Here is a 19,628-nt window from a genome sequence, read left to right as displayed (position 1 = left end):
ATCGTCTCCCAGTTCTGAAAGTATCCCACAGTGATGTCACGCGGTTTGATTGTTCGCGTGTCGCGCCCATAGCTCCGCCGGCGGGTGGAATTTCTCGTTCCACCCGATTGATTGCTTCACATGCCTGCCGGAGTTCTGGATATTTTTAGTTAATCCGATGATGGGTTCAGGGTGCAAACCGCTCAAGATATTGTCCGGACTTATCCATCACGTGGACAGGCCAGCAACCTTTCGGCGGCCGATCGCCGCAGTGGTCACCCAAGCGCCATCGCCACACCCAGCACGATGGACGCGTCCTTTCCCATCACCTGCACCGACAAAGGCAGTCCGTCCGGCGACCGGCCGAACGGCACGGCGACAGCAGGACAGCCGATGAAATCGGCCAGGGCGGTGAAGTCTGCCTGATTGGCGGGCACGGGCCGGTCGAAGGCGAAGGCCGCTTGCGGGGCGGTGGGCAGCAGCACGGCGTCCACCTGTTCCAGCCAAGCAGCACCCGCGCACCGGATTGCATCCAGCCCCTGATAGGCGGCTGCCACCTTCGTAGCCGGCTGTCGCCCGCCCCAGCGCAACAGGCCCAGGAATTCGGGCGAGAACCCGTCCTCGCCATGGGCCAGTTGTGGCTCATGCGCGTTCAACCCCTCCACCTCCGACACCAGCAGGCCCAGGCGGCGGGCCTGGCCGGGCTGGTAATCGTCCAGGTCGGCATTCACGCGCCGCATGCCGTTCAGCAGCAGCAAGGCCGCCGCCTCGTCGCGTGCCTTCCAAATATGGCCGGGAGCTTCCACCCGGCCACGCCAGTCCGGTATGGCCAGCCGCAGCCCGTCCAGTTTGGGGGATGTCACATGTCCGGCACCGGCATGGGCCGCCACCAGGGCGCAGTCGCTGACGCTCCAGCCATGGACGCCGACATGATCCAGACTGGTGGAGAGCGGGATGACGCCGTCCAGGCTGATGGCATGGCGGGCCGGCTTGTACCCGGCCAGCCCGCAATAGGCGCTGGGGATGCGCACCGATCCCATTGTGTCGGACCCCAGCGCTGCCGCTGCCATGCCCGCTGCCACGGCCGCTGCCGATCCGCCGCTGGACCCGCCGGCCGTGTAGCCGTCGCGCAGGGGATTCTGCGTGCGCCCGAACCAGACATTGTCAGTGCTCGCCCCCAGGGCGCCCTCATGCATATTGGCGACGCCCAGGATGATGGCGCCGGCCGCCCGCAGCCGGGCGACGCAGTCGGCGTCCTGTTGCGCGATGCGGGTACGGTAGGCGCCGATGCCGGCATGCCAGAAGGCACCGGCCACAGCGATGTTGGCTTTTACGGCGATGGGGGCGCCGTCGATTTCCGACAGGGGTTTCCCCGATTGCCAGCGGACCGCGGCGGCGGCGGCATCGGCCAGGGCAGGTTCCGCCAGCACCTGATTATAGGCCTGCACATGTCCGTCCAGTGCCGCAATGCGCTCCAGATAGAAGCGCGTCACGGCCAGGGGGTCGATATCGCCGCGCCGGTACACATCCGGCAGACCGGTCACGCCGGCGGCGATGATCGGGTGCTGCTGGCGGGCGTCGGTCATTTGAACCGCTCGTCGATCAGGCGGATGGGCTTCTGCCGCACGTCGATCTGGGTCAGGGGGGCGGTGGCGCGGTGATCCACCAGTTCCACCGCCACCTCGATGCCGATCTTTTCCTTCAGCACCGCGCGGCTGCGCTCCGCCACGTCCTGGCGGTCATCGCCGCCGGCATTGGTCTCGGCGATCACGATGAACGTGTCCCGGCCGGCCGCGTCACGCACCGCCTTGCAGATATATTCACCGGTGATGCCGGCCACGCCATTCAGCATCGGGCCGATGGCCTGGGGGAAGATGTTGATGCCGCGGATCTTCACCATATTGTCCGACCGGCCCAGGAAACCCTCGATCCGCTTGAACCCGACGCCGATGCTGGACGCGCCCGTGCGGACCTGCGTCACGTCATGGGTGTTGAAGCGGATGATCGGGTGGATATCGTCCTTGTAAAGGCAGGTGACGACCATGTCGCCCAGCCCACCGTCGGGCACGGCGGCACCGGTATCGATGTCGCAAACCTCCAGATACTGCGCATCCTCCATGACGTACAGCCCGTCACGGTCCGGCCCTTCACCGGCGATGCAGCCCGTGTCGCCCACGCCATACCAGTCGAAACATTCCGCCCCGCCCCAAGCTGCCGACAGGCCCGCCTTGTCCTCCTTGCCCAGGTGGCCGGAGATCATGCGGATATTCAGGTCGCGGACGGGATCGATGCCCTGCTCGCACGCCACCTCGGCCAGTTTCTTGATGTAGTCGGAGAAGCCGACAATCACCGTCGCCCCGAACTCCTTCATCAGTTGCACCTGCTGGGCGGAACGGGTTTCCACGCCCGTGCCGGCCGACATGAAGATCGACGAGGTCCAGTGCAGCACGCTTTCGCGCACATAATGGCCGCCATTGATCATGCCATGGCCATAGACGGAATGGACCACATCGTCGGGGCGCATGCCCTGGAACCGGTAGAGACGGCCCAGCAGCAGGTTCTGTGCCTCCCGCCCCTTGGCGCCAAACAGCAGTACCTGGGGCTTGCCGGTCGTGCCGCTGGTGGTGTGGAACACGACGGGCGGGCGTTCACCGGGCGGATAGCTGGAAAAGGCGGAGAAATCGCCAAACGGCGGGGCAACCTCCAGGCTGGCCATGATGTCCGACTTGTCGAACATCGGCAGGGTGGCCAAGTCGGCGATGGAGCGGATGTCGCCCACCTCAATCCCGGCCTTGCCCCACAGGCGCTGATAGAACGGGGTGGCCCAGGCACGGGCCACGCAGCGCAGGAACAGGCGGTTCTGGTGCGCCGTCAGTTCATCCCGGCTGGTCTTCGTGGCGAAGCGCACGAAATCGTCACCGATGGGATGATCCTTCTGCAAGGCATCCCAGTCCACGGCGTTGAAATAGGTCCTGTGCCCGTCCATGGGTCCCTGTCTCCCGCTATTGCGTCCCTCATTCGCCGGCGCCCCCATCCGGGGGGCTTGGCTTTCGCGGCATGTGCCGCGCGGCGGCGGTCGCCGCCGTACTTCGACCGCTGGTCTCGTTCAGTCCGGCAGGCCGGCAGCACTGCGCAGCAGGCGGGCCATATCGGTCTGGTGTTCAAGTGTGTCGATGGCGGTGATCAACGGGTCGGCAAGCTCGGTGCTGCCTGCGAACTCCAGGCAGGCGCGGAACTTGCGAAGATGCTGTTCGCGGCTGAGGGGGTTGGCGGGGCTGCCCAACTGGCTGTCGACACGGGCCGGCACCACGCGGCCGTCGGTCAGCACCGCCTGCGCCAGCGCAGGCGTGAAGGCCGCGGGATCGGGATTGGCGTCGGCGACCACCCGAATGCGCGATCCCAGCGCATGCAGAGCCGGGTCGGACAAACGGCCAGGTGCGAAATCGGCCAGACCGACTGTGCCACGGGTCAGCACCACGGCCCCCAGCCAGGCGAAGCAGAGCCGGGCGTAATTGGCCGTCAGTGCCGCCGGATAGGCTGGCAGGGGCCGTCCCACCAACCGGTGGATCAAGGGCGGGGCGGTGTAGGTCAGGCTTTCCAGGTTGGCGGCCGTGACGCCATGGTCGCGCATCAGGGTCTGCAACGCCACGATGGCGCCATGGGCGGCGCGACCGGTGGGGAAGGGCTTGTGGCTGACCTCCGCGATGCGCCAGTCGTGGCCCAGCCGGGGCAGCAGGCTGGCGAGATCGCTGTCGGTCTCGAACAGCGACAGATAGCCGAAGGGGCCGTCGATGCTGCCATCGGTGCCTGGAACGCCGGCCAGTGCCAGATCGATGGCCATCAGGCTGGCCTGGGCGGCATGCGCCACCTGCAGGGGCAGGCCGGGCTTGCCCTCCACATGCGCCTGCATGGTGCCAGACGCGAAGGCCAGGGCATGGCCGAAGGCGCTTTGCGTTATTTCCACATCCAGCCGGCGCAGTCGCGCCATGGCGGCAACGCAGCCGAAGATACCGGCCGTGGCCGGGCGGAAGAATTTCAGCGGCGATTTGGACGCCAGCCCCAGGGTGGTGGCAATATCGACGCCAGCGGCCAGGGCCGCGCCGAAATCTGCACCGGTCACGGGCAGGGGCTGGCTGGCGGTATCGGCCATCAAGGCGGCCAGGATTGTGGCCAGCGGATGCACCACCGCCGCCTCATGCACGCAGTCAAATTCCTGGGCATGGATCTGAAAAGCGTTGAGGAAGGCAGCCTGTGGCGCCGACAAGGTGACGGCCCGGCCCAGCACGGGCGCCGGCCCGCCGCCGCCCCAGCCCTTGGCCACGGTGCCGATCTCCGCCGCGAACGGCGCCTTGGCACCGGCGATGCCCACCCCCAGCGTATCCAGCAGGAAGATACGCACGGCATTGCGGGCCGGTTCCGGCAGGTCCGGCCATTCCACCGACAGCGCGTGGCGCGCCAGGATCTCCGATGCATTCATGCCCCTGTCCCTCTCAAACTTCCCGGCCACATAGTCGGAAGGGGGCGGCCTTCGGCCAGTTCCAGGCATTCCGTTACCAGAATGCCGATGGACGTCGCTTCCATGCCTGCCGCCTGCATCAGGCTGCGGGCCTTGTCGATCACGCGGTCGATGGGCAGCGGATTTTCCGGGTCGCCCAGGGCGTCCGGCTGCTCATGGACCAGCAATGCGCCATTCGTCAGGTTGACGACCAAACGGCCCCCGAAACGGTTCGGATAGGCCCCGACATAGGGTTCGCCAACCGTGACCTTGGTGCGCGTCCGCAGGGTGGCGACGTCGGGGTCGGCGATCATCGGCGGGTCGAAGGCTTCCAACGTGGGCGGTCCGCCCAGCAAGGTCACGGCCACGGCATGCTGGAGGGAGAATTTGGCCTCGATCACGCTGCGCGGGGCGGGCCGGTCGCAGAAGCGCAGGGCGTCGCCATAGGTCTGGATGGCGATGCCCGCCACCTCATGCGCCTGCAGCCGCTGCCGCCCCGCCTTGGCCAGCAGGGCCAGGGCAGCGTCGATGACCGGGTGGGCATGGCGGCAGGCGGGCCAGGGCTTTAGGCTGACATCGGCGATGCACCAGCCGGCGGGGCTGGTGCCGGCCAGCAGGGATGCTGGGGTGGCACCCGGGGCCGTGGCGGCAAACAGCCCTTCCCTGCCCTCCAGGATGAAGGCGGGGCCACGCAGTCCGGCGGCGGCCATACGCGCGGCCAGCAGCCCGTCACCCGCCGCCTGGGCATTGTGGATCTGCTTGGCGTTGGATTGGGGATCGTTGCGCGTCTCCCACAGCCCGCCGGTGCGGGTGGCGGCCAGGGCCATGGCATGGGCCAGGCCGGCGCGGTCTAGGCCCAGCAGGCTGGCGCATGCCGCCGCGGCACCGATTGTGCCCGCACTGGCCGTGGAATGCCAGACGCGGTAATGCCCGTCGCCCAGCGCCCGGCCCAGGCGGATCACCGCCTCATACCCGCGCACGATGGCGTCCAGTAGGGTGGTGGAACTGGCACCCGTAGCCTGGGCCAGCGCCAGGGCGGCGGGGATGATGACGGGGCCGGGATGCAGCCGGGCCCGCTTGTCGACATCATCCATCTCATAAATGTTGCCGAGCGCGCCGTTATAGCGCGCCGCCGCTTCCGCGCCGGCCCCGCCATCGCGGCCGATCAGGCTGCAAGGCCCGCCGACCCCATCCAGGAACACCCCGGCAAGCGCATCGACCACCGGTACCGTCGCCCCGATCACCGCGCAGCCCGCCCAGTCGAGCAGGTGCAGGGTGGCACGCCGCCGCATCAAAGTCGGCACCGGGCGGGAAAGATGGTCGGCGAACTGGGCGATCAGCGTCGTCATGGTGTCCCTTATGTCCGGACATAATTGCCTCTACCATGCCGCCCACGCCGGGGGCCGAGTTTCATGGCGGCCATCCACCAGGTGGTGTTCCGGGGGGTGCGGAAGGTTGACGGCGATGTCGGGGCATGGGCTTGATCGGCATCGCAAAGTCGATGAGGAACCGCGTTTTGGCCGCCGCCCCCCTTTATCAGCAGATCGCGCAGTTGCTGCGGGCGGCCATCGCCAATGGCACCTATAAGGTGGGTGACCTGCTGCCGACGGAGCAGGAATTGTGCGCCATCCACACGATCTCCCGCCATACGGCCCGCGACGCGCTGCGCCTGTTGACGGAAGCGGGGCTGGTGACGCGGCGGCGGCGGGCGGGCACGGTGGTCACGGCCCAGACCGAGCCGCCCTTGTTCGTGCAGCCGCTGGGCGGGTTCCAGGACCTTCTGCAATATGCGCGCGAGGCGCGGTTGACCATCCTGGCCTATGAGCCGGCCCCGGCCGACGGCATGGTGGCGGGGATGGGGCTGGACCCTTCCGGCTGGCTGGAACTGCGCGGCCAGCGCTGGGATGGGACGACCATCGTGGGCATCACCCGCGTGCTGATCCGCGCCGATTGTGCGCCCAGCCAGGCGGAGATCGAGACCCACCGCACCATTGCCGACGCGATTGAGGCGCTGTTCGGCATTTCCGCAACCCGCATCGACCAGCAGATCAAGGCCATGATCCTGGATGCGAAACTGGCCCCTTTGTGCAATTGCGAGCCGGGGACGGCGGCACTGCGCACCCGGCGCACCTATCACGATGCCAGGGGCGCGCTGTTTCTGGCCAGCGAGAGCGCGCATCCCGCTGACCGTTTCGTCTATTCCATGAGTTTCAACCGGGAGCGGGGCGAATAGCCTCACCCAAATGTGAAGGTGGCCTTGCGCTTCTGACGGAAGGCGTCGCGGCCTTCGATGAAATCCTCGCCTTCGATCGCATCCAGGAATTCCGCCACCGTTTCCGGCGTATCGGTCACCTGTCCGCCCAGGACGCGGTTGATCATGCGCTTGGTGGCACGGGCGGAATATTGGCTGGCTTGGGTGATCTGGGCGGCATAGGCCAGGACGGCGGCCTCCACCGCGTCCGGGGCCGTCACCCGGTTGACCAGACCCATGGACAGCGCTTCGTCGGCCCCCAGCAGACGGCCGGTGAACAGCAGATCCTTGGCGTGGCTGGGGCCGACGGCCTGGACCAGGCGTCTGGTGTCGCCCAGCGGATAGACCAGACCCAGCTTGCCCGGCGTGATGCCCATGCGGGCATCGGATGCGGCGAAGCGCAGGTCGCAGGCCAGCGCCAGTCCCAGCCCGCCGCCCACGCAGGCGCCCTGGATCAGGGCGATGGTCGGCTTCACGAAATCGGCCAGGCCATCCATGGCCCCGGCGATGGCGCCGGCATAGGCGGCGGTGCTGTCACGGGTGGCATAGGCGGCTTCGAATTCGGAGATATCGGCCCCGGCGGCGAAGGTCCCGCCCTGGCCCTGCACCACCAGCACGCGGATGGCGGGATCGCTTGCGGCCTCGGTCAGGCGCACGGGCACCAGTTCCCACATCTCCTGCGACAGAGCATTGCGCCTGGCGGGCTGGTTCAGGATCAGGCGGCCGATGCCGTTCTCATCGCGGCGCAGGATGACTTTGTCGGACATGTCGGGATTATCCTTCGGCGCGCCGTTCGGGCCGGTAATGGGCGTGGATCAGGTACTCTGATTCTTATCGGCAAGTCGGGGCCGATGCACAAGGGCGCCATCACACCGACATCGCCACCATGGTTTTGATATCGCCTGTCCCGCGCCCGTCTGTCTGGTGGTCGCAGATGACATATTCCCTGTCCGCCGGGTGGACAGACGCCGGAATATTCCGGCGCGGCGTGCTTTCGCGATTGCCGATCCGCATGGAATTATATCAATGATATATTATTATATCATTTAGACCCGGGGGCGCAGATGTCGGTCGATCGGTCGGAGTTCAGGCAGGGGTGGAAGGTCGTCGCCGCCTCCGCGCTGGGGATCGGGACGGGGCTGTCGCCCATTCCCTTCTATACGACCGGCGTCTTCGTGGCGCCGCTGTCGGCGGAATTCGGCTGGGGCGTGGACCAGATCATGTTCGCCCTGGTCATCATGACCCTGGGCGCCATGGTCATGGGGCCACTGGCCGGAATGGCGGCCGACCGGTTCGGCGTGCGTCGGGTGGTACTGACCTCCGTGGCCCTGTTCGGGCTGACGCTGGCCGGCTTCGCGCTGTCCAACGGGTCGCTGACCCTGTTCTATATCAACTGGATGCTGCTGGCGGCGCTTGGTTCGGGCACGCTGCCCATCACCTGGACGCGGGCGGTCAATAACTGGTTCAACGCCAACCGCGGGCTGGCGCTGGGCCTGTCGCTGCTGGGCACGGGCCTGTTCGGGGCATTCGCCAAGCTGTATGCCAATTTCCTGATCGGGGAGGTGGGCTGGCGCCTGGCCTATGTCGGGCTGGCGCTGCTGCCGCTGTTGCTGTCGCTGCCCACAGCGTTCTTCCTGTTCCGCGATGTCACGGATGCGGGTGCCAAGGGCGCACCGGTGAAGCGTGCCCATCGCGGTTTCACTCTGCGCCAGGCGCTGCGCACCTACCGGTTCTGGGTGCTGGCTATCGCCTTCGTGCCCATCTCCTTCGCCGTGGGCGGTCCCATTCCGAACCTGGAGAAGATTCTGGGCACCAAGGGAATGGATGTGCAGCAGGCGGTGCAGATCGCCAGCCTTATAGGCCCGTCGGTCATTGCCGGGCGCCTGATCGGCGGCTGGCTGATCGACCGGTTCTGGGCGCCGGGCGTGGCGTTCGTGCTGCTGGCCTTGCCGGCGGGGGCCTGCCTGCTGCTGACCGGGGATGGGGTGACGCCCGCATCATCCATGGCCGCCGTGCTGCTGATCGGCTTTGCGGCCGGCGTGGAATATGACATCCTGGCCTTCCTGGTCAGCCGCTATTACGGCATGCGCGCCTATGGCGCCATCTATGGCACCATGTACGGGTTCTTCGCGCTGGGTGCGGGCTTCGGGCCTTTCACCTTCGGCCGTATCTTCGTCACGACCGGCAGCTATGATCTGGGGCTAATCTATGGATCGGTGGCGTTGCTGGCGGGGGCGGCCCTGCTGCTGACCATGGGGCGGTATCCCCATCCCGACAGCCTGCCGGCGGATGAAAGTGTGCCCGCTGCGAAGGCGGGGTGAGGGGATATTCAGCGTTCGCTTGCCGGGAGACGGTGGCCCGGTCAGATCTGGGTGGTCAGCAGGAAGCGCTGGCGGTCCTGGCTGGTCCGGCGCTTGATCTCCTCCAGCTCCCGCTTCTCGGCCGCGGTCAGCATGGCTTCGAACAGGCGATGGAAATGCTCGCGCATGGCGGCGCGTGACGCGGCGGGGTCGCGGCGGCGCAGGGCTTCCAGGATGGCGGCATGCTCATCCGTGCGGGCCTGGGCGTCCGACACGCACACGCTTTCATAGATTTCGCGCACGCGCGGCAGTTCGGTGCGCATGCGCCAGAGATTCTGCACGGTATGTTCCACCACGGGATTGCCGCCCAGCTGGGCGATGGTCAGGTGGAACTGCCGGTCCAGGGCGTCGCCGGTTTCGATGTCGCCATGCTTCACGGCGGCCATCTTGCGGACGATCTGGTCCAGCTTGGCCAGCCCTTCTTCCGTCATGTTGGCGGCGGCCAATGCTGCGGCCTCCGCCTCCAGCACGGCGCGGGCGGCGGTCAGCTCAAACGCGGACACGTCGGGCAACTGGGCCCCGGCCTCGCCCCTGGGCTTTTGCACATAGGCGCCGGAGCCGATCCTGACGGTGATATAGCCCAGCGCCTCCAGGGCGATTTCCGCCTCGCGGATGGTGACGCGGCTGACATTGAAGCGCTCGCTCAACTCCCGTTCGCCGGGCAGGCGGCTGCCCACGGGGAATTCCCCGCTTTCGATCAGGTCCATGATGGCCTTGGTGACGGTCTGGTATAGACGCTGCTTCACTTTGGTTCGGTCCTGATCCCTGTCACTGGTCTGGAGTGTCAATATCACAAGGGCGGGACGGCGGCAAAGGCTGCCGCCGTCCCATCACCCACAGATCAGAAGCGATAACGCGCACCCAGATAGTAACGCGAACCGTAGAGATGCACCTCGCGCACGCCGCCGGTGATGGGCATATCCTCCACCCGCTCGGCATTGTTGATGTTGGACCCTTCGAACGACAGGCTCAGGTGATCATCGACGCGCCAGGTGGCGCGGAAATCGATGACGCCGGCCCCGCGCACGATACGGTTCTGTGCCGCCGCCCCCACGAATTGCTGGAAATAGGGCGAACGGTATTTGTAGATGCCCTGCAGCTCCACCGGCCCCAGCTCGTAATAGACGGAGCCGGAGACGACATGCTTGGACAGGCCGAAGATGTTGACCGGGTCGATGATGCCGGGGATGGTGCGGCCGGTGACCGGATCATACTGGTCGCCCAGACGCAGATCCTCGTTCTCGTAATTGCTGTTGGCATAGTTGTAGCTGGCCTTCGCACCCAACCCGTCGAACGGGTAAGGCAGGTCGGAGAAGCGGTAGCTGCCCGACAGTTCCAGTCCGTAGATGCGGCTTTTCGTGTCGCTGGTTTCGGTCAGGATGACCGGCACGGTGATGTCGCGGCCGCCGATATTATATTGTTCATTCACGACGCGGTTCGTGAAGCCGCCCTGGAACTTCTTGTAATACACGGCGGCGCTGAACAGGCTGTCGCGGTTCAGGTAATATTCAAAGGACAGATCGGCGTTCCAGGACAAAAGCGGCTTGATGGCCGGGTTGCCGGCGGCCGTGATCGACCGGATGGCCTGTTCGACAGAGGTGAAGCTGGTGCCGCTTTCCAGGGTGAAGGTGCGGCCGGCCCCCAGATCTTCCGGGTCGGGCCGCGACATGGCGCGGAACAGGCCCAGACGGATACGGAAATCCTCCGCCACATCGAAGGCGGCATTGAAACTGGGCAACCAGGTGTCGTTCTTGCCCGTGAAGGTCAGACTTTCGAACTGGCCGTTGGAGACCAGGCGGATGCTGCCATCCGGATTGCTGACCACATTGAAGCCGCCGCGCAGACCAATCGAATTCACCTCTGTATGGACATAGCGCAGGCCGATATTGCCGCTGACCGGAAGGTCGCCCAACTGGGTCTCATATTCCGCCATGCCATAGAAGGCTGTGGCCTTCTCCACCATGTCGCGATTGCCGATGGCACGCTGATCATCACTGCGGCCCGGATCGGCCGTACCGATCAGGGAATTCATCAGGCAAGAGGCATCGAAGGCCGCCCAGGAGGAGATGGGCGTGCCCTTGGCATCCTTCATGAAATCCTTCTGCGGGAAGGCGATTTGACAGGCCCGATTGGCGGCGGCGATCGCAGCCGCATCGGTGATGTTATATTCCTTGCGGTCCTGCGGCACGTCGCGGAACGCATGCTCACTATAACGTCCGCCGGCCTTCACCGCCGTGATCGGCCCGTCATTCAGCGTATAGGTGGCGTCCAGCTTGCCGGCGTCGATCTGGTCCCAACGGATCTGTTCCGTCCGGCGCACGCGGGCGGCGGCGCTGAAATTGGCGTGACGGGTCACGTCATATCCACCGCCAACCCCGATGGTCGGAAGCCAGCCATTGCTGGCATCGTAGGTGTAGGGCACGCGCTGACCATTGATCACGCCGGCAATGGCGGCACCATTGATGTCGGTAGCGTTGGAGCGCATCCGCACTTCCCGGTCCAGACGCGACCGGTAGGTGTCTGACCAGCCGTAATCGGCGGTAACCGTCAGGGCATCAGTCAGGTTGACAGCGACATTGATGCCGCCGCCATCATATTTCTCGACCTGGTAGCGCTCCATCGGCGTGGATTCCAGCGTGGAGTTGCCGGAATAGGCCAGCAAATTGCCCATGCTGTCGACGGTGCGGTTGGTGATGCCGCGCAGCGTTTCGGAGAAGTTCAGCTGCTGCCGATCTTCCCAGAACTTATAGACCGAGTTCTGATAGTCGAGATTGATATCCAGCCAGTCGCGCGGCCGCCATTGGATGGAGCCCATATAGGCTTCGCGGTCATCATGTTCGCTGATCTGCGCGAAGGTGCGGCTGCCCGGCGCCAGATAGAAGGGTGTACCCGCCGCCGTGGCGCCCGAGGCATAGCTGGCCGGGGTGACTTCCGGGCAATTGGCCGTGGCCGCACTGGTCAGGCTGCCATTGCAGGCGACCCAGGTGGAACTGGCTGTGTATAGCTCTTCGGGATTGTTGCTCTTGCCCTTCTGCACACCGAACGCAATGCCCAGTTCGCCGGCATTGCCCAGATCATACTGGTCGACATAGGTGCCGGTGCCGCGCCAGCCCAGGCCATTCTTGTCCTCAAGCCGCTTGTCATAGGACTGGTAGATGCCGCGCCCTTCCACCTGGATGCGCTGTTTGCCGAAGGTCAGCGGCTTCATGGTCTGCATGTCGATGATGCCCGACACGCCGCCTTCCACGAAATCGGCCTGCTGCGATTTATAGATGGCGATACCGTTGATCAGTTCCGACGGGAACATGGAGAAATTCACCGACCGGTCGCCGGAGCCGTTGCTGGCCTCGCGCCCGTTGAAGGTGGTGGCGCCCAGGAAGGGCCCCAGGCCGCGCACGGCGATTTCCGAGGCGCCGCCCTTTTCGCGGTGGGTGGCGGCACCGGTAATGTTCTCAATGGCTTCACCCACCGACAGGGCCGGGATATCGCCGATATCATCCGATGACAGCACGTCGGACACGACGGAGGCTTCGCGCTTCTGTTCGATGGAGCTTTGGATCGCGGCCCGCACACCGGTGACGATGATTTCTTCCAACACCGTCTCACCGGCGGCGGGCGCTGCCGTCTGGCCCTGGGCGGCGGCGGCCACTGCCGCCAATGCCACGCCGCAGAACAGGCCCATGCGCACAATGCCGGCGCAATTGTTCATTCGCTTTGCCACGCGTTCCTCCCTCATCACTGTCTTGGTCACAGGTTCTTATTAAGGTGAACCCCTAAATCGACCCGACCAGCATGTCAACCAGATTTCCATGCCAGTTGGTCGGAATATTCACGGACCAATTGGCTGGTCCGGTTGTCAGGACGCTGTGCGTGACTGGTATGGGGCGGGCAAACCCGCGAAAGGGCGGGGGCTTGGCCGTCATACCGGTGGGCCGGGTTGGTGGGCCGGCTAGCTGGCCCTGCAATTTGGTCCGTTAAACAGGTTGACAGATTGGTCTAAATTGGTCTGAATGCCGACCAATCCGATGCGAGGTCAGAATGTCCCGATCCCTTCGATCCCTGCTGCGCCTGTCCATCGCCCTGCCTTTGCTGCTGGTCCTGCCGGCCTGCGCCCCGCATGCGGCGGGGCCGGCCAAGGCGGCGGTCACCCAGGGTCGCACCCTGCTGGCCCATGATCCGGCGCAGTTCCAGGCCCTGCTGGCGACGGCCAAACCGGGCGACCGGCTGGTGCTGGCCGACGGGGTCTGGCGGGATTTCCGCATCGATTTCTTCGCGCAAGGGACCGAAGGGGCGCCGATCACGCTGGCCGCACAGACGCCCGGCAAGGTGATCTTGTCGGGCAAGTCCAACCTGCGGCTGGCAGGATCGCATCTGGTGGTCACAGGGCTGGTGTTCCGCGATGGCCATACGCCGACGGGAGAGGTGATCGCGTTTCGGGGGGAGAAGGGGGCGGCGGCCAGCCAATCGCGGGTCACCGAAACCGTGATCGATGCCTATAACCGCCCGGCCCGGCAGGAGAGCGACCATTGGGTGGCGCTCTATGGCAGCGACAACCGCTTCGACCACAATCATATCGTCGGCAAGACCAATCAGGGCGCGACGCTGGTGGTGATCCGCGACCCGCAATATGGCCTGGATAACCGCCACCACATCGACCACAATTATTTCGGTCCCCGGCCCAGCCTGGGTTCCAACGGTGGGGAGACGATCCGCGTCGGCACCAGCCACCAGTCGCGCAGCGATAGCCATACGGTGGTCGAATATAATTACTTCGAACGCTGCGACGGGGAGGTGGAGATCATCTCCAGCAAGTCGGGCGGCAATGTCTATCGCGGCAATGTCTTCATGGAATCGGCCGGCGCCCTGACGCTGCGCCATGGCAACGGCAATGTTGTGGAGGACAATGTCTTCTTCGGCAACGCCAAGCCGCATACCGGCGGCATCCGCGTCATCAACCGCGACCAGATCGTCCGCAACAATTACATGGAAGGCTTGGCGGGCAAGAGCTTCGCCAGCGCCGTGGCCGTGCTGAACGGCGTGCCCGACGGGCCGATCAACCGCTATGACCCGGTGGTCAATGCCCAGATCACGAACAACAGCATCATCGACGCGGCGTCCATCGAACTGGGCGCCGGGGCGGACAAGGAACGTTCCGCCCCACCCACGCAAAGCCGCTTCGCCGACAACCTGATCACCGGCGGCCCGGAAGAGATTTTCCGGGTTCTGGATGATGTGTCGGGCATCGCGTTCGACGGCAATGTCCAGACGCCGGTGAAGAGGCCGGCATTGGCGGCCATCACCCGCCGGGCGGTGGAGCTGCGCCGGGCGGAGAATGGGCTGCTGTACCCGACCGATCCGGCCCTGGCCGATATCGGCGTGCGCCGCGACCTGAAACCGGTGGCGAAGGACGATGTCGGTGTGCCCTGGTATCCCAAGCATGTGGCGCAGGCCGGGTTCGGCACCGGCCGCACCCTGGATGTGGCGCCGGGCGACGGCACCCTGTCCGCCGCCTTCGCCAATGCGGGTGCTGGCGACATCCTGTCCCTTTCCGCCGGGCTTTACCGGGTGGAGGAGGTGTTGCCCGTGTCCAGGCCGCTGTGGCTGCGCGGGGCCGGTGACATCCGCTTCTCCCGCCCCACCCTGTTCCGGATCGAGGAGGGCGGGTCCCTGCGCCTGACCGGTGTCACCATTAGCGGGGCCGATGCGCCCGATGCCGCCGGCAATGCCGTGATCCGCACTGCCGATGGCCTGGGCCGCAATTATGAGCTGCGGTTGGAGGACAGCCGTTTCACCGGTCTGGACGTCAACAATGCCTTCCATGTCGTGGCGGCGGGCAAGGGCTCATTGGCCGGCCTGATCCGGGTGGAGGGTTCGAGCTTTCAGGACATTTCCGGCACGGCGTTGAAGCTGGATGCGGAGACCGACGATCTGGGCCTGTACAATGCCGAACGGGTGGAAATAGCACGGTCGGAGTTCAGCAATGTGAAGGGCGGGGTCCTCTCGCTCTATCGCGGCGGCAAGGATGAAAGCACCTTCGGCCCGAAGCTGGACTTTACCGACAACAATCTCACCAAGGCCGGTTCTGGCACCGACAACCCGTCGCTGCGCCTGCATGGCGTGCAGGCCATCCGCATCACCGGCAACCGCTTCACCGACAGCGGTGCGATCAAGCTCACCCGCACGGTGGGGGAGCCTGTGGTCACCATCCAGGACAATGAATTCAAGGGCACGCCAGCGCCATAGGCCAAAGGCCCTGATGGGAGGAAAAAGATATGTATCATCGCCATCCGTTTGCCCTGGCCGCCCTTGCGGTCATGGCCGTGGCGCCGACGGCACTGGCCGATACGGCCCCCGTCCTGGTGGACGAGGCCGGGCGGCAGGCCATGCGCGACGCCCGCCAGAACCCGCTGTTCGCCGCCGAATTTACCCGCGCCCTGGCCACGGTGGAAGCCGTGCGCCAGGTCGGCATCCAGGTGCCCCTGCCCAAGGATCCCGGCGGCGGCTATACCCATGAACAGCATAAGCGCAATTTCCGGGCGCTGTACGATGCCGGCGCGCTGTACGCCATCACCGGTGACAAGGCCTATGTGGAATTCAGCCGCGACATGCTGCTGGCTTACGCGAAGGTCTATCCCGGTCTGGGCCCGCATCCGGCGGGACGGGGGGAGATACCGGGCCGGCTGTTCTGGCAGACGCTGAATGACAGCAACTGGCTGTTCTATGCCGTCCAGGGTTATGACGCGGTGCGCGCCGCGATGGCGGAGAAGGACCGCAAGATCATTGAGGATAAGGTGTTCCGGCCCATGGCCCGGTTCCTGTCCGAAGGGTCGCCCAGAAACTTCAACCTGATCCATAACCATGCCACCTGGGCCGTCGCGGCGGTGGGCATGACAGGTTACGTCCTGCGTGACCGCGATCTGGTGGACAAGGCGCTGCTGGGCCTGGACAAATCGGGCAAGGCGGGGTTCCTGAAACAGGTGGACCAGCTGTTCTCGCCCGACGGCTATTACGAGGAAGGGCCGTACTATCAGCGCTATGCGCTGCTGCCCTTCATCGGCTTCGCCCGCGCCATTGAGCAGAACGAGCCGCAGCGCGGCATCTTCCAGCGCCGCGACGGCGTGCTGCTGAAGGCGGTGCGGACCACCGTCAACCTGACCTATGGCGGTCTGTTCTTCCCGCTGAACGATGCGATGAAGGATAAGGGGCTGGCGACGGAGGAACTGTATCAGGCGGTGGCCATCGCCTATGCCCGCACGGGCGACACCGGCTTCCTATCGGTGTCGCAGATGCAGGGAAAGGCTGTGCTGACGCCCGATGGCGCCGCCCTGTCGGCCGCGGTGGCCGCCGGCAAGGCCACACCCTTCGCCTTCACCTCCCAGAACCTGGGCGACGGGCCGGATGGCAGCCATGGCAGCCTGGCCATCCTGCGCGCCGGCACTGGGCCGAAACATCAGGCGCTGGTGGCCAAGAACACCGCCCAGGGCATGGGCCATGGTCATTTCGACAAGCTGTCCTGGATCTTTTACGATAATGGCGCGGAGGTGGTGGCCGACTACGGTGCCGCCCGGTTCCTGAATATCGAGAGCAAGGCCGGTGGCGTCTATCTGCCGGAGAATAAAAGCTGGGCCAAGCAGACCATCGCCCACAATACCCTGGTGGTGGATGAGACCAGCCATTTCGACGCCGACCTGAAACGCGCCCAGCCGCTGGCGCCCACGCCGCTGTTCTTCCACGCCGATGATGACATGCGCATCGTGTCGGCCCGCATGGAGGGGGCCTATCAAGGTGTCGCCTTCACCCGCACAATGGCGCTGCTGGGCCATGCGGACCTGGACAAGCCGGTGGTGATCGACCTGCTGAAGGTGGCGTCGGATCATCCGGTCAAGCTGGACCTGCCGCTGCATTACCGCGGCCACATCATGGATGTGGGATTCCCCCTGGCCTCCAACATCGATACCCGCCCCGTGCTGGGCAAGGCGGCCGGGTACCAGCATGTCTGGGTGGATGCGACGGGCAAGCCGGAGGCCGGTAACGCGACCCTGACCTGGCTGCTGGGCGACCGGTTCTATACCTGGCGCTTCCTGCCGCAGGCGGGTGCGACCGCCATTCTGGCCGAAAGCGGGGCCAACGATCCCAACTTCAACCTACGCCGCGAACCGATCCTGATCCAGCGGTTGGACAATGCCAAGGAGGCCAGCTTCGTCGGCGTGCTGGAACCGCACGGGGAATATAATGGTGCTGCCGAATTCACCCTGCGCGGCCGCACCCGCATCACCGGCCTGAGCCATGTGGAAGGGGCGACGGGTGATGTCATCACCCTGACGCTCGCCACCGGCGCCCGCCTGCGCTTGGCCGTGTCCGCCGATCCCGCCAGGGAGACCTGGCACGAGGTGGCGGTGGAGGGCCGCACGATCCGCTGGCAGGGGCCGTTTGCAAGGGTCGACGAGAACGCCAAGAACGGGGAGGTCAAGCCGTGAAATTGCCCAATCTCAGATGGCTGATCATCGTCCTGATCGGCGTGGCGACCGTCGTGAACTATATCGACCGCAATGCGCTGGCCGTGATGTGGCCGGAGATTGCACCGCAGATCGGGGCGACCAAGGAAGATTACGCCCTGCTGGTTACCATCTTCATGATCTTCTACGCCCTGGGCCAGTCGCTGTTCGGGCGGCTGTTCGACCGGATCGGCACGCGCATCGGCTTTGCCCTGTCCATTGCCGTCTGGTCGGTGGCCATCGCCCTGCATGCCGCCGCCAGTTCCGTTCTGACCTTCAGCCTTTTCCGCGCCCTGCTGGGCGTGTCGGAGGCGGGTGCCTGGCCGGGCGCCGCCAAGGCCAATGCCGAATGGTTCCCGGTGCGCGAACGCGCCTTTGCCCAGGGCCTGTTCAATGCTGGCGCCTCGCTGGGTTCCATCGTGTCGGCCCCGCTGATCGCCATCCTCTATCTGGCTATCGGCTGGCAGGCGACCTTCCTGCTGGTGGGCGTGCTGGGCTTTGCCTGGCTGGTGCCCTGGCTGCTGGTCTATCGCGCCGGACCCGAAAGCCATCCCTGGATCACTGCGGCGGAGCAGGAACATATCCTGTCCGGCCGACAGTCGGCAGGTACGGCAGCCGGCAGCGATTATGCCCCGACCTGGGGGCAAATCCTGCGCCACCGTGAAAGCTGGGCGGTGATCCTCTGCCGGTTCTTCATCGATCCGGTCTGGTGGCTGTTCGTTTCCTGGCTGCCCATCTATCTGGCCGAAACCTTCGGCTTTGATATCAAGCAGATCGGCCTGTTCGCCTGGGTGCCCTATGTCGGTGCCATGCTGGGCAGCCTGTTCGGTGGCTGGCTGGCGGGAAGGCTGCTGCGCCGGGGTTGGGCGGTGGGCCGGGTGCGGCGCACGGTGATCACGCTGGGCGGGGTGATCATGCTGCCGTCGCTGCTGCTGACGGCCAGTGCCGCCACGCCGCTGGCCGCCGTGCTGCTGATCGCCGTCATCCTGTTCGGGTTCCAGACGGCCATCGGCAATATCCAGACCCTGCCCAGCGACCTGTTCGCCGGCCGTTCCGTCGGCACGCTGGCCGGGATTTCCGGCACGGCGGCGGTGGCCGGCGTGCTGATCACCACCTGGCTGGTGCCCGCGATGACCGCCCAATCCTATGCGCCGATCTTCGCGCTGGGCGCGTCGCTGGTGCCGCTTTCCATTCTTTCCGTCTGGCTGCTGGGCGGGCGCCTCACGCCCGTGACGCCGGACGCATCCCCGTCATCGAAGCAAGGAGCAGGAGCATGAAGCTCAAGGACAAGGTCGCCATCGTCACCGGCGGCGGCCGCGATATCGGCCGCGCGGTCTCGCTGCGGCTGGCGGCAGAAGGTGCCGCCGTGGTGGTGAATTACTGCAACGGTACCGACAGTGCGGCAGAGACGGTGCGTGCCATCGAAGCGGCGGGTGGCCGGGCCATCGCGCACCGGGCCGACATGACTAGGCAGGAAGATGTCGCGGCCCTGGTGACGGCGGCTACGCAAGCCTTTGGTGAACAGATCGACCTGCTGGTCAATGTCACCGGCGGTATGGTGGCGCGTAAGGTGCTGGCCGACATGGATGACGATTTCTTCAGCCATGTCATGGACCTGAACGTCAAATCCGCCTTTCTGGCCACCAAGGCCGTGGTGCCGCTGATGAAGCAGGGGGGCGCAATCGTCAACTTCTCCTCCCAGGCCGGCCGCGATGGCGGCGGCTTCGGCGCATCCGCCTATGCCACGGCCAAGGGGGCAGTGATGACCTTCACCCGCGCCATGGCCAAGGAACTGGGCCCGACGGGCATCCGCGTCAACGCCGTCTGCCCCGGCATGATCAGCACCAGCTTCCACGATACGTTCACCAAGGCGGAGGTGCGCAAGGCGGTGGCGGGCGCCACCCCCCTGCGGCGCGAGGGCGTGGCGGAGGAGGTGGCGGATCTGACCGCCTATCTGCTGTCGGACGAAGCCGGGTTCGTGAATGGCGCCTGCATCGACATCAATGGCGGCACCTTCTTCTCCTGATGATGTGGCACCCCGGGGGCCG

General features: G+C 65.6%; 13 protein-coding genes. 6 read left to right on the top strand and 7 right to left on the bottom strand.

Annotated features, from left to right (window positions below):
* Positions 1-254 precede the first annotated feature (254 nt).
* The 4 genes from AC1Q7F_RS05240 to AC1Q7F_RS05225 form a co-directional block, all read right to left on the bottom strand.
* On the bottom strand, positions 255-1,565 hold the full coding sequence (locus AC1Q7F_RS05240; protein ID WP_492504522.1) for an amidase: 1,311 nt from the start codon (positions 1,563-1,565) through the stop codon (positions 255-257).
* On the bottom strand, positions 1,562-2,965 hold the full coding sequence (locus tag AC1Q7F_RS05235; protein ID WP_492504520.1) for a phenylacetate--CoA ligase family protein: 1,404 nt from the start codon (positions 2,963-2,965) through the stop codon (positions 1,562-1,564). The genes AC1Q7F_RS05240 and AC1Q7F_RS05235 overlap by 4 nt, the downstream gene beginning before the upstream one ends.
* A 120-nt stretch (positions 2,966-3,085) precedes the next feature.
* Positions 3,086-4,456 carry an MmgE/PrpD family protein gene (locus tag AC1Q7F_RS05230; protein WP_492504518.1) on the bottom strand — a complete coding sequence of 457 codons (1,371 nt, stop codon included), beginning with the start codon at positions 4,454-4,456 and terminating at the stop codon, positions 3,086-3,088.
* Positions 4,453-5,823, bottom strand: a complete 1,371-nt coding sequence (locus AC1Q7F_RS05225) for an MmgE/PrpD family protein (RefSeq protein ID WP_492504517.1) — start codon at positions 5,821-5,823, stop codon at positions 4,453-4,455. The genes AC1Q7F_RS05230 and AC1Q7F_RS05225 overlap by 4 nt, the downstream gene beginning before the upstream one ends.
* Positions 5,824-5,975: 152 nt before the next feature.
* Between AC1Q7F_RS05225 and AC1Q7F_RS05220 the strand changes: the two genes are divergently transcribed.
* On the top strand, positions 5,976-6,707 hold the full coding sequence (locus AC1Q7F_RS05220) for a GntR family transcriptional regulator (protein ID WP_492504514.1): 732 nt from the start codon (positions 5,976-5,978) through the stop codon (positions 6,705-6,707).
* A 2-nt stretch (positions 6,708-6,709) separates the two neighbouring features.
* Here the strand turns inward: AC1Q7F_RS05220 and AC1Q7F_RS05215 are convergent, their stop codons facing one another.
* Positions 6,710-7,492 carry an enoyl-CoA hydratase/isomerase family protein gene (locus tag AC1Q7F_RS05215; RefSeq protein WP_492504513.1) on the bottom strand — a complete coding sequence of 261 codons (783 nt, stop codon included), beginning with the start codon at positions 7,490-7,492 and terminating at the stop codon, positions 6,710-6,712.
* A gap of 297 nt (positions 7,493-7,789) precedes the next feature.
* On the opposite strand from AC1Q7F_RS05215, the gene AC1Q7F_RS05210 reads away from it, so the two are divergent.
* On the top strand, positions 7,790-9,046 hold the full coding sequence (locus tag AC1Q7F_RS05210; protein ID WP_492504511.1) for an MFS transporter: 1,257 nt from the start codon (positions 7,790-7,792) through the stop codon (positions 9,044-9,046).
* A 41-nt stretch (positions 9,047-9,087) separates the two neighbouring features.
* Here the strand turns inward: AC1Q7F_RS05210 and AC1Q7F_RS05205 are convergent, their stop codons facing one another.
* Positions 9,088-9,831: a FadR/GntR family transcriptional regulator gene (locus tag AC1Q7F_RS05205; protein WP_492504509.1), complete on the bottom strand. Its 744-nt coding sequence runs from the start codon at positions 9,829-9,831 to the stop codon at positions 9,088-9,090.
* Positions 9,832-9,926: 95 nt separating this feature from the next.
* Entirely contained in the window at positions 9,927-12,806 is a 2,880-nt protein-coding gene (locus tag AC1Q7F_RS05200; protein ID WP_492504507.1) for a TonB-dependent receptor, read from the bottom strand.
* A gap of 317 nt (positions 12,807-13,123) precedes the next feature.
* On the opposite strand from AC1Q7F_RS05200, the gene AC1Q7F_RS05195 reads away from it, so the two are divergent.
* Genes AC1Q7F_RS05195 through AC1Q7F_RS05180 form a run of 4 tightly spaced genes read left to right on the top strand, consistent with a single transcriptional unit; the run spans position 13,124 to position 19,606 of the window.
* Positions 13,124-15,328, top strand: coding sequence for a chondroitinase-B domain-containing protein (locus AC1Q7F_RS05195; RefSeq protein ID WP_492504505.1), 2,205 nt, complete (start codon positions 13,124-13,126; stop codon positions 15,326-15,328).
* A gap of 29 nt (positions 15,329-15,357) precedes the next feature.
* Entirely contained in the window at positions 15,358-17,562 is a 2,205-nt protein-coding gene (locus AC1Q7F_RS05190; protein WP_492504503.1) for an alginate lyase family protein, read from the top strand.
* Positions 17,559-18,857 (top strand): MFS transporter, encoded by a 1,299-nt coding sequence (locus AC1Q7F_RS05185; protein ID WP_492504501.1) that lies wholly within the window; start codon positions 17,559-17,561, stop codon positions 18,855-18,857. The genes AC1Q7F_RS05190 and AC1Q7F_RS05185 overlap by 4 nt, the downstream gene beginning before the upstream one ends.
* The gene (locus tag AC1Q7F_RS05180) at positions 18,854-19,606 is read left to right on the top strand and encodes an SDR family NAD(P)-dependent oxidoreductase (RefSeq protein ID WP_492504499.1); all 753 of its coding nucleotides are present in this window, start codon (positions 18,854-18,856) and stop codon (positions 19,604-19,606) included. Before AC1Q7F_RS05185 ends, AC1Q7F_RS05180 begins: the two co-directional genes overlap by 4 nt.
* Positions 19,607-19,628 lie beyond the last annotated feature (22 nt).

The organism is Niveispirillum sp. GW835-FHT14G11, from assembly GCF_058793615.1.
This window is presented reverse-complemented; position numbering and strand designations above follow the sequence as displayed.